Source organism: Leisingera sp. SA32 (assembly GCF_056033425.1).
Genome location: NZ_JBVYHB010000003.1, coordinates 91,898 through 106,979, shown reverse-complemented (window position 1 = coordinate 106,979; position 15,082 = coordinate 91,898). Strand labels below are relative to the sequence as shown.

The following is a 15,082-nucleotide window of genomic DNA, read 5'->3' as shown; positions in this document are numbered from 1 at the left end:
GCCGGGGACGCTGCCGCATTGGCGGCGGCGTTCTCTGACCATGGCAATCTGTGTCGCCCAATCCCGCGGCACTGCAACGAGATTGGGGAACCCATTGTCTTCGAAGAACCTCTTGATCATAACCACGGACCGAAACTTTGCCATGACGCTGCGAAGCTACATGGAACAAGCCTATCCGGGCATGAAGGTCTTTTTGGCCAATAACCTCATGATGGCCTACAATCAGGCCGAGGCCGCGCAGCCTGTATTTGCCTTCGTCGAAGACGGTTTCACCAAACTGCCTGAATTCGAGATGATGATGGCGCTGTTCTCTGCCATGGACACCCGCTGGGTGTCCGTGATGGACACGCAAGGGGCGACACCTGCACGAAAATCGTCGCCTTTGCTCGACGTGGGCGCGGGTATCTTCGAATTGACCAAGGCCGACCATCCCAGCCAGTTTGCCCAGTATTTCGACATGATGGTGAAAGCACCGCGTCGTGGTATGGGCGCGGCGGCGGGGACTGCCGCCCGTCCCGCGGCCACTGCTGCGGGCAGCAAGAAGATGATCCTGATCGGCTCATCCACTGGTGGTGTCGAGGCTTTGCGCAACGTCTTGGTCGGGTTCCCCTTCGACTGTCCACCGACGCTGATTGTACAGCATACGGGCAAGAACTTCGGTTCTGGCCTTGTCTCGCTTCTTGACCGGATCTGCCCCGCACGGGTGCGCGCGGCGGAGGATGGGCTGACGCTGGAGCCGGGCTATGTCTACGTCGCGGCGGGTCAGCGTCGGCATATGGGGCTGAGCAACCGCGCGCCGCGTCGCCTGCGATTGAAGGAAGGGCCGGATATTTCCGGTCACACGCCGTCTGTTGACGCGTTGTTCACCTCTGCAGTGCCATATGGAAAGGATGTTGTTGCCACTATTCTGACCGGGATGGGACAGGATGGCGCTCGCGGCTTGCTAGAGCTGCGCAAGGCTGGTGCCAAGACCTTTGCCCAGGACGAAAAATCCTCGGTCGTCTACGGCATGCCCAGGGTCGCCTGGGAGATGGGCGCAGCCCAGCAGCAGGTACCGCTGGCCCGGATGGCCAGCACACTTCTTCAGGCCAGCAAGGTCTGATCGGTTCGCAGGAAGGGACGAAATAGCCTTGACCAACGTTTTCGCCAATACAAAGCCAGTGACCGTCCTGCAAGGGGATTATCGCGTCACAACAGATCCCAAGACCGTCTTCTCCACCGTGCTGGGCTCCTGCATCGCGGCCTGCATCTATGACCCTGACCGGGGTGTCGGGGGCATGAACCACTTTCTGCTGGCCAACGCCCGTGGTGGCGGCGCCGCCAACGCACGCTATGGCATCCATGCGATGGAACTGCTCATCAACGGGATCATGAAAAAAGGAGCCGTGAGAGCCAACCTCAAGGCCAAGGTTTTTGGCGGTGCCAAGATGTCGGTCAACCTGTCGGACATCGGTGCAGCCAATGCTGATTTTGTGCAACGGTTCCTGCGCGATGAGGGCATTCCTTGCATCTCGTCTAGCGTCGGTGGCACATCCGCGCGGCGAGTGCGGTTCCACCCATGTTCTGGGGCGGCGCAGCAGACCCATGTGCAGGACGACCGCCAGCTGGGCGAACTGGAGCAGCGTGCCGCGGCCGCCCCGGCCCCGGCCCCGGCAGCTGCTGGCGCAGGTGTGGTAGACCTGTTCTGAGGGCGGCGCTGGCAGTAGCATGGCGGCTGCCAACGCGTCCGATCGGGCAATTTCAGATTGCCCGTGGCCGCCCGCGCGGCTAATTCCTATGGGGAAATGACCAAACATCAGCCGCCTTTGCAGGTTTTCCGTCTCTTGCCGCCGCTCTGCTGGGGGCTCGCGATTGCATTGGTGTTGTTGTGTGGATGGCCAGCCGCCGGGCAGGCGCGGATTACCGTTTTTGCCGCGGCCAGCACCAAGACCGCGCTGGATGAGGCGGCGGCTGCATTCACGGCGCAAACCGGCGAAGAAGTCGTGCTGTCCTACGCCGGCTCGTCAGCTCTGGCCCGACAGATACAGCTTGGCGCGCCCGCCGACGTGTTCATCGCTGCCAATCGTGCCTGGATGGACCTGTTGCAAGAAGAAGGGCTCCTTACCGATGGCTCGCGCAGGAACCTGGCGACAAACGAACTGGTGCTGATCGCCCATGGCAGCACTGCACCACCGCTGGATTTGGCGACGCAGGATCTGTCCAGCGTGCTTGGCGAAGGGCGCTTGGCCATGGCGTTGGTCGATGCGGTCCCGGCCGGGATCTATGGCAAAGCCGCGCTGAAGACGATCGGCCAGTGGTCAAGCCTCGCCCCCAAGGTGGCACAGGCCGCGAATGTGCGGTCGGCCCTGGCGCTGGTGGCCGCCGGTGCCGCACCCATGGGGGTGGTCTATGCCACGGACGCGCAGGCAGATCCGCGCGTATCGATCATCGCCACCTTCGCCGCAGACAGCCACCCACCGATCGTCTATCCCATCGCCGTCGTGGCCGCCGGGCAACAAGACACGGCTGCCGCCTTTATCGAATTCTTGAGCGGTCCGGACGGCCAGGCACTTTTCCTCCGCCACGGATTCAAGGCGCCGCGCCCGTGAGCCCAGACAGCCCATGGCTTGGCCCGCAGGAGTTGCAGGCCGTGAAACTGTCCCTGTGGGTGTCGTTTTGGGCGACGGCATTGGCGCTACCTTTGGCAGTGTTCGTCGCTCACGCGCTGGCCCGCCGACAGTTCCCAGGCAAACACATCGTCAACGGATTGGTGCATCTGCCGCTGATCCTGCCGCCCGTTGTGACCGGCTACCTGTTATTGATGGCGTTGGGACCAAAAACGCCATTGGGCGGTGCGTTGCAGGAACTTGGCGTGGTCTTTGCCTTTCGCTGGACCGGTGCGGCGCTGGCGGCCGGCATCATGGGGTTTCCCCTGATGGTGCGCGCCATCCGCTTGTCGATTGAGGCGGTTGACCCCAAGTTGGAGGAAGCCGCCGCCACGCTGGGCGCGTCGCGCTTCTGGGTCTTTTTCTCCGTAACCCTGCCACTGATCCTGCCCGGCGTGCTGGCTGGCGGCGTGCTGGGCTTTGCCAAGGCTATGGGCGAGTTCGGCGCGACCATTACCTTTGTGTCCAGCATTCCGGGACAGACCCAGACGCTGCCGTCAGCGATCTATGCCTTTCTGCAGGTGCCTGGCGGTGACAGCGCGGCGCTGCGGCTGACACTGGTGTCCATTGCCATCGCGCTGGTGGCACTGCTGCTGTCCGAGTGGCTGGGCAGACGGGTCGCTGCCAAGGTCGGGGGACGATGAATGCTCTCGGTTGATATAAAACATCGCCTGCCCGGCTTTGCGCTGGATGTCCGGTTTGAGGCCCCGCCGGGGGTGACGGTGCTGTTCGGGCGTTCCGGCACGGGCAAGACGACGGTGGTGCAAGCGGTGGCCGGACTGCTGAGACCGGACAGCGGGCGGGTTGTCCTGGATGACGTGGTGCTGGCAGACACGACGCAGCGCCAATGGTTGCCGCCGCACAAGCGTCGGATGGGCTATGTGTTCCAGGAAGCGCGGCTGTTTCCACATCTGAGCGTCCGGCAAAATCTGCTGTACGGCCAGAAGTTCGCACCGCGGGAGAGCAGGCCCGAAAGTCTGGATCGGGTGGTGGATTTGCTGGGCATCACAGCGTTGCTGCAACGGCGGCCGGGCGGACTATCCGGTGGAGAAAAGCAACGGGTCGCCATCGGCCGCGCCCTCTTGTCGGCTCCGCAGATGATTCTAGCAGACGAACCGCTGGCGGCGCTGGACGAGGCCCGCAAGGCCGAAATCCTGCCCTATTTCGAACGGTTGCGGGACGAGATCGGTATCCCGATGCTCTATGTCAGCCATTCTGCCGCCGAGGTGGCACGACTGGCAACAACCGTCGTGGTTCTGCAGGATGGTCGGGTCAGCCGTCAGGGCACTGCCGCCAGCGTTCTGGGCGATCCTGCGGTCACTCCCGCAGGGGTACGAGCCGCAGGCGCGCTGCTGGAAGCGCAGGTGCGCCGCCATCACGATGATGGTCTGACAGAGCTGGACGCGGGCGGGCTGCCACTGTTTCTGCCGCAGATCAGTCGCGCACCCGGCACCTGCGTGCGCGTTCGCATCGCGGCACATGACGTGATCCTGTCCCGCCAGCGCCCCGTTGGTCTTTCGGCGCTGAACATCCTGCCGGGGACCGTGGAACATATCCGAACCGGCAGCGGCCCCGGCGCCATGGTGTCTCTACAGACCCCTGCCGGCCGGGTGCTCGCCCGTGTGACCCGGCGTTCCGCCGCGGCTTTGGCGCTGGCGGAAGGGGCCAGCTGCCACGCTGTAATCAAGACCGTGTCTATCGCACCCGAGGACATCGGCAGCGGTCACTAGGTCGGCACCTTCAAAAATAGCAAAACGATCCTTCAGGTATCCTTGATACGGAAACAAGTTCGGTTGCTTGCGGCAGGCGTCTATCAATAGATCAGCACTTCAGCAGGAAAGGCAGCCGATGACCAAACGATCCTACTACGCACCAGAGGGCGGGCTGCCGCCGCAGACCCAGTTGCTAACCGACCGTGCCATGTTCACCGATGCCTATGCGGTGATCCCCAAGGGCACCATGAGCGACATCGTCACCAGCCTGCTGCCGTTCTGGGAAAAGGCCCGCTTTTGGGTACTGTCACGGCCGCTGTCCGGTTTCGCCGAGACCTTCTCTCAGTATATCGCCGAGGTGCAGCCCGGCGGCGGCAGCGACCGGCCGGAAACCGAACCGGGCACCGAAGCGGTGCTGTTCGTCGTGCAGGGCGCCATGACGCTGACCATCGACGGTACCGCGCATGACATGGAGGAGGGTGGCTATGCCTATCTGCCGCCAGACGCCGACTGGAACCTGCGTAATAATGGCAAGGCGCCGGTCCGGTTCCACTGGGTCCGCAAGGCATATCAGGCGGTTGCCGGACTTGACGCCCCGGAGGCGTTCGTCACCAACGAAAACCACGTCGACCCGACACCGATGCCGGAAACGGAAGGTAAATGGGCCACTACGCGTTTCGTTGATCCCAATGACCTGCGCCACGACATGCATGTGACTATCGTCACCTTTGAACCCGGCGCGGTGATCCCCTTTGCCGAGACGCATGTGATGGAACACGGGCTGTACGTGCTGGAGGGCAAGGCCGTCTACCGGCTGAACCAGGACTGGGTCGAGGTCGAGGCCGGCGATTACATGTGGCTGCGCGCCTTCTGCCCGCAGGCCTGTTACGCCGGCGGACCGGGCAAGTTCCGCTACTTGCTGTACAAGGACGTGAACCGCCACATGCCGCTGGCGCCGCAACGCTGACGCGGTGGTCCCGCCACGAGCCGACAACGCGCCCCGGAACCTTGCTGGATCCGGGGCGTCTTACATCTCGCGGGGGCGGCGCGCTGTCAGTCGGACGGGGCGCCCAGCCCGTGTGACAGCTTCGCCGCTGCGTCCTTGACCAGATTGCCAATGCCGCTGATTCCGCCATCGGGCATCCGCGCGGTCGGCCCGGAGATGGAAATCCCCGCCAGCACCTCGCCCTGCATGCCAAAAACCGGCGCCGCCACGCAGCGCATTCCGGGGGATTTTTCCTCATCGTCGAAAGACCAACCACGCTGGCGTATTTGCGCCAGATCGGCTCGCACGGCATCGGCAGAGATCAGGGTTTTCGCCGTGAACCGCTCCAATGTCCGTCCACGCAGAAACCGGGTCAGTTGATCGTCTGCGTAGCAGCTGAGCAGCGCCTTGCCGATGCCCGAGGCATGCATGGGAGAGGTCGTGCCGGGCGGGAAAAACGCTCGGATCGACTCATGAGTTTCCACCTGGCTCACGAACATCACGTCGCCGCCGCGTTCAATGCCCAGGTTAGAGGTCTCGCCGGTCGCCTCCATCAGCTCACGCATTACCGGCCGAGCCCGCTCGATCACGCCGGACCGGCGCAGGAACGCAGACCCCAGTCGGAACGCCATCGCGCCGATATGCCAGGTTTGGCTGTGCGGCTCCATCTCGATGATCTGGCGCGCCTCAAGTGTCGACAAAACCCGGTACATCGTGGCCGCCGACTGGTCCAGCGACGTCGCCAGCTCAGTCAGCGTCATGCCGCTGGCCCCGGCCAGCGCATCCAGCACGTCCAGGGCCCGGTCCAACGATTGGATCGTGGCGGGCTGGCTCGCGGCATTGAATCCCTTCGGGCGGCCCTTGCGGCGCGGTGCCTGCGGCATGTCCAAGCCTCCCCAAGACAATTCCGATAGCAGTTTATGGATAATAGTGAAAACATATTCTGTACAGTGAAAAAACTAAAGCCCTTGAATTAATGCATAAATCTTCGACTTAGCATCATTATGAAATCTTTTTTCAAAAAAGTTTCCCTGCGGACGTCCACGGATTAAGGTGGAGGAAATCGCCACAGGAGGGCACGACATGAGCTTTCAAAACCCGGTTTTCATCCCCGGTCCGACCAATATGCCCGAAGCGCTGCGCAAAGCGGTGGACATGCCGACGCTGGACCACCGCTCGCCGCTGTTCGGACAGATACTGCACCCGGCGCTGTCTGGCGTGAAGAAAGTTCTGAAAAGTAAAAGCGCTGAAATCTTTGTGTTTCCGTCGACCGGCACCGGCGGCTGGGAAACCGCGATCACCAACACGCTGAGCGCTGGCGACACGGTTCTGGCCGCGCGCAATGGTATGTTCAGCCACCGCTGGATCGACATGTGCCAGCGCCACGGTTTGGACGTTCAGATCGTTGAAACCCCCTGGGGACAGGGCATCCCAGCTGACCGCTACGAGGAAATCCTGACCGCAGACACCGGTCACCAGATCAAGGTGGTTCTGGCCACCCACAATGAAACCGCGACCGGCGTGAAATCCGACATCGCCGCGATCCGCCGCGCGCTGGACGCCGCCAACCACCCGGCGCTGCTGTTTGTGGATGGCGTGTCCTCGATCGCGTCGATGGATTTCCGCACGGACGAGTGGGGCGTCGATATTGCCGTGGCAGGGTCGCAGAAGGGCTTCATGCTGCCGCCGGGTCTGGCTATTGTCGGCTTCTCGCCCAAAGCGATGGACGCCGCCAAGACCGCGACCCTGCCGCGCACCTTCTTCGATATCAAGGACATGGCCGCAGGCTATGCCAACAGCGCCTATCCCTACACACCCTCTGTCGGCCTGCTGAACGGTCTCAACATGGCTTGTGGTATGCTGCTGGACGAAGGGCTGGACAATGTCTTTGCCCGCCATCACCGGATTGCCGAAGGCGTGCGCGCCGCGGTGCGCGCCTGGGGTCTGAAGCTGTGCGCCGTGTCGCCGGAGGTCTACTCAGACAGCGTCAGCGCCATCCGCACGCCGGATGGATTTGACGCCAACAAGTTCGTCAGCCTCGCGGCCGAGAAATATGGCGTCGCCTTTGGCACCGGCCTGGGCGAGGTTGCGGGTAAGGTGTTCCGGATCGGCCATCTGGGCAGCCTGACAGACGTGATGGCGCTGTCGGGCATAGCCACCGCTGAAATGGTCATGGCCGATCTTGGCCTGAACATCCCGCTGGGCTCAGGCGTGGCGGCTGCGCAGGACTACTACCGCGGCAGCACCGCAAACAGCGCCAAGGCTGCCGCCTGATGAAGGATACCGCAATGTATATCCCCACGTATGAGGACATGCTGGCCGCGCATGAGCGCATCCAGCCGCATATCCGACGCACCCCCGTGCGCACCTCGGCCTATTTGAACGAGCTGACTGGCGCCGAACTGTTCTTCAAATGCGAGAACTTTCAGGAGCCGGGTGCCTTTAAGGTTCGCGGCGCCAGCAACGCGGTGTTCGGGCTGGACGAGGCGCAGGCCGCCAAGGGCGTTGCCACGCATTCCTCCGGCAACCATGCTTCCTGCCTGTCCTATGCGGCGATGCTGCGCGGCATTCCCTGCAACGTGGTCATGCCACGCACCGCGCCGCAGGCCAAGAAGGACACCGTGCGACGCTACGGCGGCAAGATCACCGAGTGCGAGCCCTCGACCAGCTCGCGCGAGGAGACCTTTGCCCGCGTGCAGGCGGAGACCGGCGGCGATTTTGTTCATCCCTACAATGACCATCGCGTCATCGCCGGCCAGGGCACCTGCGCCAAGGAATTCGTGGAGCAGACCGACGGCCTCGACATGGTCGTCGCCCCCATTGGCGGCGGCGGCATGATCTCGGGCACGTGCTTGACGCTGGCCACGCTGGCGCCGGAAACCCAGGTGATCGCGGCGGAGCCGGAACAGGCCGACGACGCCTACCGCAGCTTCAAGGCGGGCTACATCATTGCCGATGATGCGCCCAAGACCGTGGCCGACGGGCTGCTCGTACCGCTAAAGGATCTCACCTGGCACTTCGTTAGCAACCACGTAAGCGAGATCTACACCGCCTCGGATGCAGAGATCGTCGACGCGATGAAGCTGATCTGGAAGCACCTGCGCATCGTGATGGAGCCTTCCAGCGCGGTGCCGCTCGCGACCATTCTGAAAAACAAACACGCCTTCGCGGGCAAACGCGTGGGCCTGATCGTCACCGGCGGCAATGTCGACCTCGACAAGCTGCCTTGGATGAACAGTTAAACTGGGGAATATCACAATGAACGCACAGACAAATTTCGATCAGCTCGAAGTCGGCTACGACGTGCCGGCGGTTCCGGGGATGGACGAAGCCGACATCCAGACCCCGGCATTGGTGCTGGATCTGGACGCGCTGGAGCGCAACATCAAGAAGATGGGCGACTACGCCAAGGCGCACGGCATGCGTCACCGGGTGCACGGCAAGATGCACAAATCGGTGGACGTGGCCAAGCTGCAGGAGAAACTCGGCGGCGCGGTTGGCGTCTGCTGCCAGAAGGTCTCTGAAGCCGAGGTTTTTGCCCGCGGGGGCATCACGGACATTCTGGTTTCGAACCAGGTGCGGGATGCACAGAAGATCGACCGTCTGGCCCGCCTGCCCAAACTGGGCGCGCGCACCATCGTCTGCGTCGACGATCTGGACAACGTCGCCGACCTGTCGGCAGCAGCGCAGAAGCACGGCACCGAGCTCGAAGTCTTTGTCGAGATCGACTGCGGTGCAGGCCGCTGCGGCGTGACCACCACCGAGGCGGTGGTGGAGATCGCCAAGGCCGTGAACGCGGCTGAAAACCTCAAGTTCTCCGGCATCCAGGCCTATCAGGGCGCGATGCAGCACATGGACAGCTTCGATGACCGAAAAGCCAAGCTGGACATCGCCATCGCGCAGGTTGCCGATGCGGTCGAAGGCTTGAAGAAGGAACGCATCGAATGCGAGCTGGTCTCCGGCGGCGGCACAGGCTCCTACTATTTCGAGTCGAACTCCGGCGTCTACAACGAGTTGCAGTGCGGCTCCTACGCCTTCATGGACGCGGATTACGGCCGCATCCTGGACAAGGATGGCAAGCGGATCGACCAGGGCGAATGGGAAAACGCCTTCTTCCTGCTGACCCAGGTGATGAGCCACGCCAAGGCTGACAAGGCGATCGTGGATGCCGGCCTCAAGGCACAGTCGGTCGACAGCGGCTTGCCCTTCATCTTTGGCCGCGACGATGTGGAATACGTCAAATGCTCGGACGAGCATGGCGTGGTCGCCGATCCGGACGGCGTGCTGAAGGTGGGCGAAAAGCTGCGCCTGGTGCCCGGCCACTGCGACCCGACCGCCAACGTGCACGACTGGTACGTCGGCGTACGCGGCGGCAAGGTCGAATGCGTCTGGCCGGTTTCGGCCCGCGGCAAAGCATACTGATCCAACCCCATCCCCAGACTGGCGGAGGTGCGCTTGCCGCCCTCCGCCTATTTTTGTTGAGGAGAAACAAATATGTATATCGTTCCAGAACAGGCAATCGGTGATCTGATGACCCGCAAAGCCGCCTTTGACGCGGTCGAGAAGGTTTTTGCCGCCATGGCTGCAGGCGACGCCTATAACTTTCCCGTCGTGCGCGAGGCGATCGGCCATGAGGACGCGCTGTATGGATTCAAGGGCGGCTTTGACCGCGCCGGGCTGACCCTGGGCCTGAAGGCGGGAGGCTACTGGCCGAACAACCTGGAAAAGCGTGGGCTGATCAACCACCAATCCACCGTCTTCCTGTTCGACCCCGACACCGGAAAGGTGAAGGCGATGGTCGGCGGCAACCTCTTGACCGCGCTGCGCACTGCTGCGGCCTCCTCGGTGTCGATCAAGCACCTCGCCCGCAAAAACGCCAAGGTAATCGGCATGATCGGCGCAGGCCATCAGGCCAAATTCCAACTGCGCGCCGCGCTGGAACAGCGCGAATTCGAGAAAGTCATCGGTTGGAACCTGCATCCGGAAATGCTGCCCAATCTGCAAGAGGTCGCGGACGAGGCGGGGTTGCCCTTCGAGGCGGTTGAACTGGACGGTCTGCGTGAGGCGGATGTGCTCATCTCCATCACCTCGTCGTTTGACGCCATCCTTAAGGCGGATCAGGTCAGCCCCGGCACCCACGTCGCCTGCATGGGCACGGATACCAAGGGCAAGCAAGAGGTCGATCCCCAGCTGCTGGTCAAGGCGGATGTATTCACCGACGAAGTGGCGCAGTCGATTTCCATCGGCGAGGCGCAGCATGCGGTGGGCCAAGGCTTGATCCAGAAGTCTGATGTCGGCCAAATCGGCGCGGTTATCAATGGCACCGCCCCGGGACGGATCGCGGACGACCAGATCACCCTATTTGACGGCACCGGCGTCGGGCTGCAGGACCTGGCGGTTGCGGCTTGCGTTGTAGAGCTGGCGGTGGCACAGGGCGTCGCGATTGAGGTCGACTTCTAACTTCCGTCGGGATCACTTCGCGAAGACTCCGCATGGCGGCGTAACAGGAGAGAGGCGAACCTCTCTCCTGTTTTTTTCCGACTGGCAGACCGAGCGCTTGGGGGGGGGGGCATGTCGGCCATCGTCGTCGAGCCATTCGGCGGAACAAGCCCGGGCTGACATCATGACATGCGTTGCAGCTGGTGCCACCCTTACGGGCAAGGCCTGACGGTTCCGCAGCAGCGGGCCTTGCACGCAGACATGGAAAAAACCGGCCCCCTTCGGGGCCGGCGTCCATTGTTTTTGCAGATGTCTGGCCGAGGTCAGGCGTGATCTTCATGCGGCAAGGATCCACGGCCGTGGCCGCTCAACCCTCCCGAGACTTCTTCGGTCGACTCTCCGGCGAGGTCCTGCGGCAACAGCAGGTTCAGCACGATCGCAATCAGCGCCGCGGGCAGCAGGCCGCTGGTCAACAGAATGCGCGCGGTATCTGGCATATGCTGCAAGGCGCCGGGCTCCAGTTGCAGGCCCAGGCCGATTGACAGCGCGATGGCAAAGATCACCATGTTGCGGCGGTTCCAGTCCACATCGGACAGCATCGAAACGCCCGCCGCGACCACCATGCCGAACATGACGATGACGCCGCCGCCCAGCACCTCGATCGGCACGGTGCGGATCACCGCGCCCACCTTGGGCACCAGTCCGCAGATGATCAGGAAGATCGCTCCGCAGGTCACTATGTGGCGGCTCATCACACCGGTCATGGCGATCAGGCCCACGTTCTGGCTGAACGAGGTGTTTGGGAAGGCGCCGAACAGACCGGCGACAGCCGTGCCCACACCATCGGCATAGGTGGCACCTGCGATTTCTTCCTCGGTGGCTTCGCGGCCTGCGCCGCCCTTGGTCACCCCGGACACATCGCCCACAGTCTCCACCGCTGAGACAAAGCTCATCAGACAGAAGCCGATGACTGCGGCGGCCGAGAACTCAAACCCGTATTTGAACGGCTGCGGAAGGGCAAAGGCAGCGGCGCGCTCCCAGGATCCGGAGATCGCCTCAAAGCTCAGCATGCCGACCATCAGCGCATAGATATAGCCCACGATCAGCCCCAGCAGGACCGCCGACACCGACAGCATCCCCTTGGTGAAGAACTTCAGCCCCAAGGTGACAACAATCACCACCAAGGCAGCGGACCAGTTCAACAAGGAGCCGTACTCTGGCGTGCCGATGGCCGGAACCCCGCCCGCGGCGTATTGAATGCCGACCTTGACCAGCGCCAGGCCGATCATGGTGACCACCAGTCCGGTCACCAGCGGCGGCAAGGCAAAGCGGATCTTGCCGATCACCGTGCCCAGCAGCCCGTGGAAAATGCCGCCGATAATGACACCGGTGAACAGGGCGGCCAGACCGTCGACGCCTTTGCCCGCAACCAGCGGAATCATGATGGGCAAAAACGCGAAGGAGGTGCCTTGTACAATCGGCAGCGCCGAGCCAATCGGCCCCAGGGTGAGGGTCTGCAACAGCGTCGCAAGACCAGCAAACAGCATTGACATCTGGATCAGATACAGAAGTTCCGGAAAATCGGGCGAGTTGGAACCAAAGCCGAAGCCGGCCGCGCCGGCGACAATGATGGCGGGTGTGACGTTTGAGACAAACATCGCCAGAACATGCTGGATGCCCAGCGGGATCGCCTTGTGCAACGGCGGGGTGTAGTTGGGATCGCGCAGCTGTTCTGGCGTTCCGATGGAAGTATCGGCCATGGGGGTCTCCTGTCGGTCATGGGGATCTTGCCGCTTCTTGTTTTTGTGGCGGCTTCGGGTTGTGCGGTCAGGCTGAACAGTCAGCCCGAAACCACGGTAAATGGCTCCGTGAACCAGTGTTCTTCCAGATTGGGGCTGTCGCCGATGCGATCGACGACGATGTACTGGCCCGGCGCACCCAGCGGGGCCAAAACCCCGTGCCAGACGCCCCGGTGCAGATTAATAGACTGCCCCGGCTGGCTGACGAACGCACGCGGGTTGACCGGCACGCCATCAGCATTCTCGGCCACGGTCACCAGCATCGGCACCCCGCTGACCGGGATAAAAGCCTGGCTGCCGTCCGGATGGCGTTCCACCATGTCCAGCGAATAGGGCAGCTGGCGGGCCTTGGCGTCAAACAGGCTGATGCCGGCCCGGCCACCGGCCCCGAAGTCGAGTGTTGCCCGATCGTGATGGCGGCCGCACATGCCCTGATTGATGATCTTGTCTGGCGGGCCGGTGACTTCGATCACCTCGCCAAAGGGAGCAAACGCCGCCGCCGTCAGCGGTACAGTGGTCACCTTCCGGCTCATGGCAGCAGATCCTGCAGGCGGAACTGGGCGATACGCTCCACCTGACGGCAGGCTTCGGCGAACTCAGTCTTGCGATCATTGCCGATGCGGCGCCCAAAGGCCGCCATGATAGAGGCCTTGTCGTGATCGCGCACGGCGATGATGAAGGGGAAGCCGTGCTTTTCCACATATTCAGTGTTGAGCTGGGTGAAAGTCTCGCGTTCCTTATCCGTCAGCATATCCAGCCCGGCGCTGGACTGTTCCGAGGTGCTCTCGGCGGTCAGGCGACCCGCCGCCGCCAGTTTGCCTGCCAGATCCGGGTGCGCGGTCAGCACGCCAAGGCGTTCGTCTTCGCTGGCGGTGCGGAAGATACGGCACAGCGCATTGTGAACCCCTGCGGCACAGTCATGTGCCGGACCCAGCTCAAGATCAAACGCCCGATCCGCAATCCAGGGGGAGTGTTCGAAGATGGAGCCGAACTTGGCAACAAAGGCCTCCCGCGCCATCTGGCTGGGGCGCGCGCCTTTCACCGGCGGATGCGTCTTCGCCCAATGCTCCGCAATATCAATGCGCCGCGGGCACCAGACACCGTCAAAGCCCTGGATATAATCGATAAAGCGCTTCAGACCGGCAATCTTGCCCGGACGGCCCACCAGACGGCAGTGGAGGCCGATGGTCATCATCTTCGGCGCCCCGGCCTCGCCCTCGGCATAGATCACGTCGAAAGCATCCTTGAGGTACTGAAAGAAATGCTTGCCCGTGATCCAACCCGGCGAATTGGCGAAGCGCATGTCGTTGGCTTCCAGCGTATAAGGGATGATCAGCTGATCGCGCCCGTCCATGTCCAGCCAATAGGGCAGGTCGTCGTCGTAGGTGTCAGAGACGTAGTCAAACCCACCCTCCTCAGCCACGAGGCGCACGGTGTTGGAGCTGCAGCGACCGGTGTACCAGCCGCGCGGGCGCTCGCCCACAACCTCGGTGTGCAGGCGTACGGCTTCGGCGATTGTGGCACGCTCCTCGTCTTCGGGCATGTCCTTGTGTTCGACCCACTTCAGCCCGTGGGAGGCGATCTCCCAGTCCGCGTCCTTCATCGCCTGCACTTGCTCGGGACTGCGGGCAAGCGCAGTGGCAACGCCGTAGATGGTCAGCGGGATGCCCGCGCCGGTGAACAGCCGGTGCAGCCGCCAGAACCCGGCGCGGCTGCCATATTCATAGATCGATTCCATATTCCAATGGCGCTGGCCCGGCCACTGCGCGGCACCTGGGATGTCGGACAAAAACGCCTCGGATGCGGCGTCCCCGTGCAGCACACAGTTTTCACCGCCCTCTTCATAGTTGAGAACAAATTGCACGGCGGCCTTGGCACCATTGGGCCACTGCGGGTCGGGTGCGTTGGCACCGTATCCGCGCAAATCACGAGGGTAGCGCGTCACGTCAGGTCTCCTGTCTTTTTCTTAGGTATAGAGCAAAACAATCAGCCCAGGCTTTCAGTAAATTTTTGAAAGAACTTTTTGGCCTTTCTTTCTGTATGGTCTGGGCGGATCGGCGCATATTTGAACAAACCCTAACGAAGAGGAACACGTCATGGCCGGATTTCTGACAACCCATGTGCTGGACACCGCCCGCGGCTGCCCGGCGGAAGGGCTGAAAATCGATCTTTACCGGGTTGAGGGAGAAAGCCGTAGCCTGCTGCGCAGCCTGAAAACCAATGACGATGGCCGCACGGACGAGCAGATTCTGCCCGCCAGCGAATTTGCCACCGGCACCTATGAGCTGGTCTTCCACGCCGGTGACTACCTGCGGGCATCAGGCCAGGCGGGCGCAGATCCCTTGTTCCTCGATCAGGTGCCGCTGCGCTTCGGCATCAGCGAGGCGGACAGCCATTATCATGTGCCTTTGCTGCTGTCGCCTTTTGGGTATTCCACCTACCGCGGCAGCTGACCCCACACCTCTCCTCCCGCATGGCAGCTGCCAGCGGTACCCGCCCTGG

General features: G+C 62.6%; 15 protein-coding genes. 11 read left to right on the top strand and 4 right to left on the bottom strand.

The annotated features are described in order from the left end of the window. Positions 1–160 precede the first annotated feature (160 nt). The 6 genes from AC0IPL_RS05630 (at position 161) to AC0IPL_RS05605 (ending at position 5,324) form a co-directional block, all read left to right on the top strand. A complete protein-coding gene (locus AC0IPL_RS05630; protein ID WP_474273190.1) occupies positions 161–1,102 on the top strand; it encodes a CheB methylesterase domain-containing protein in 942 nt (313 codons plus the stop codon). Positions 1,103–1,130: 28 nt separating this feature from the next. Next, on the top strand, positions 1,131–1,688 hold the full coding sequence (locus AC0IPL_RS05625) for a chemotaxis protein CheD (RefSeq protein WP_474272679.1): 558 nt from the start codon (positions 1,131–1,133) through the stop codon (positions 1,686–1,688). Positions 1,689–1,784: 96 nt separating this feature from the next. After that, the gene (modA, locus tag AC0IPL_RS05620; RefSeq protein ID WP_474272678.1) at positions 1,785–2,588 is read left to right on the top strand and encodes a molybdate ABC transporter substrate-binding protein; all 804 of its coding nucleotides are present in this window, start codon (positions 1,785–1,787) and stop codon (positions 2,586–2,588) included. Beyond that, a complete protein-coding gene (gene modB, locus AC0IPL_RS05615) occupies positions 2,585–3,289 on the top strand; it encodes a molybdate ABC transporter permease subunit (RefSeq protein ID WP_474272677.1) in 705 nt (234 codons plus the stop codon). The genes modA and modB overlap by 4 nt, the downstream gene beginning before the upstream one ends. Beyond that, a complete protein-coding gene (gene modC, locus AC0IPL_RS05610) occupies positions 3,290–4,375 on the top strand; it encodes a molybdenum ABC transporter ATP-binding protein (RefSeq protein WP_474272676.1) in 1,086 nt (361 codons plus the stop codon). A gap of 118 nt (positions 4,376–4,493) precedes the next feature. Beyond that, positions 4,494–5,324 carry a bifunctional allantoicase/(S)-ureidoglycine aminohydrolase gene (locus tag AC0IPL_RS05605; protein WP_474272675.1) on the top strand — a complete coding sequence of 277 codons (831 nt, stop codon included), beginning with the start codon at positions 4,494–4,496 and terminating at the stop codon, positions 5,322–5,324. Between the two features lie 86 nt (positions 5,325–5,410). Here the strand turns inward: AC0IPL_RS05605 and bhcR are convergent, their stop codons facing one another. Then, a complete protein-coding gene (gene bhcR / locus AC0IPL_RS05600) occupies positions 5,411–6,226 on the bottom strand; it encodes an HTH-type transcriptional regulator BhcR (protein WP_474272674.1) in 816 nt (271 codons plus the stop codon). A gap of 199 nt (positions 6,227–6,425) precedes the next feature. Between bhcR and bhcA the strand changes: the two genes are divergently transcribed. The 4 genes from bhcA (at position 6,426) to bhcD (ending at position 10,802) form a co-directional block, all read left to right on the top strand. Beyond that, positions 6,426–7,616 (top strand): L-aspartate--glyoxylate aminotransferase BhcA, encoded by a 1,191-nt coding sequence (gene bhcA / locus AC0IPL_RS05595; RefSeq protein WP_474272673.1) that lies wholly within the window; start codon positions 6,426–6,428, stop codon positions 7,614–7,616. Continuing rightward, the gene (gene bhcB, locus AC0IPL_RS05590; RefSeq protein ID WP_474272672.1) at positions 7,616–8,584 is read left to right on the top strand and encodes a beta-hydroxyaspartate dehydratase BhcB; all 969 of its coding nucleotides are present in this window, start codon (positions 7,616–7,618) and stop codon (positions 8,582–8,584) included. The genes bhcA and bhcB overlap by 1 nt, the downstream gene beginning before the upstream one ends. A gap of 16 nt (positions 8,585–8,600) precedes the next feature. Then, positions 8,601–9,764: a 3-hydroxy-D-aspartate aldolase BhcC gene (gene bhcC, locus AC0IPL_RS05585; RefSeq protein WP_474272671.1), complete on the top strand. Its 1,164-nt coding sequence runs from the start codon at positions 8,601–8,603 to the stop codon at positions 9,762–9,764. A 72-nt stretch (positions 9,765–9,836) separates the two neighbouring features. After that, a complete protein-coding gene (gene bhcD, locus AC0IPL_RS05580; RefSeq protein WP_474272670.1) occupies positions 9,837–10,802 on the top strand; it encodes an iminosuccinate reductase BhcD in 966 nt (321 codons plus the stop codon). A gap of 302 nt (positions 10,803–11,104) precedes the next feature. On the opposite strand, the gene AC0IPL_RS05575 is transcribed toward bhcD, so the two are convergent. The 3 genes from AC0IPL_RS05575 to puuE form a co-directional block, all read right to left on the bottom strand. After that, positions 11,105–12,541 (bottom strand): nucleobase:cation symporter-2 family protein, encoded by a 1,437-nt coding sequence (locus AC0IPL_RS05575; RefSeq protein ID WP_474272669.1) that lies wholly within the window; start codon positions 12,539–12,541, stop codon positions 11,105–11,107. Between the two features lie 80 nt (positions 12,542–12,621). After that, positions 12,622–13,113: an ureidoglycolate lyase gene (locus AC0IPL_RS05570; protein ID WP_474272668.1), complete on the bottom strand. Its 492-nt coding sequence runs from the start codon at positions 13,111–13,113 to the stop codon at positions 12,622–12,624. Beyond that, positions 13,110–14,525, bottom strand: a complete 1,416-nt coding sequence (puuE, locus tag AC0IPL_RS05565) for an allantoinase PuuE (protein ID WP_474272667.1) — start codon at positions 14,523–14,525, stop codon at positions 13,110–13,112. The genes AC0IPL_RS05570 and puuE overlap by 4 nt, the downstream gene beginning before the upstream one ends. Before the next feature lie 151 nt (positions 14,526–14,676). Between puuE and uraH the strand changes: the two genes are divergently transcribed. Continuing rightward, positions 14,677–15,033, top strand: a complete 357-nt coding sequence (uraH, locus tag AC0IPL_RS05560; protein WP_474272666.1) for a hydroxyisourate hydrolase — start codon at positions 14,677–14,679, stop codon at positions 15,031–15,033. Positions 15,034–15,082: the final 49 nt, after the last annotated feature.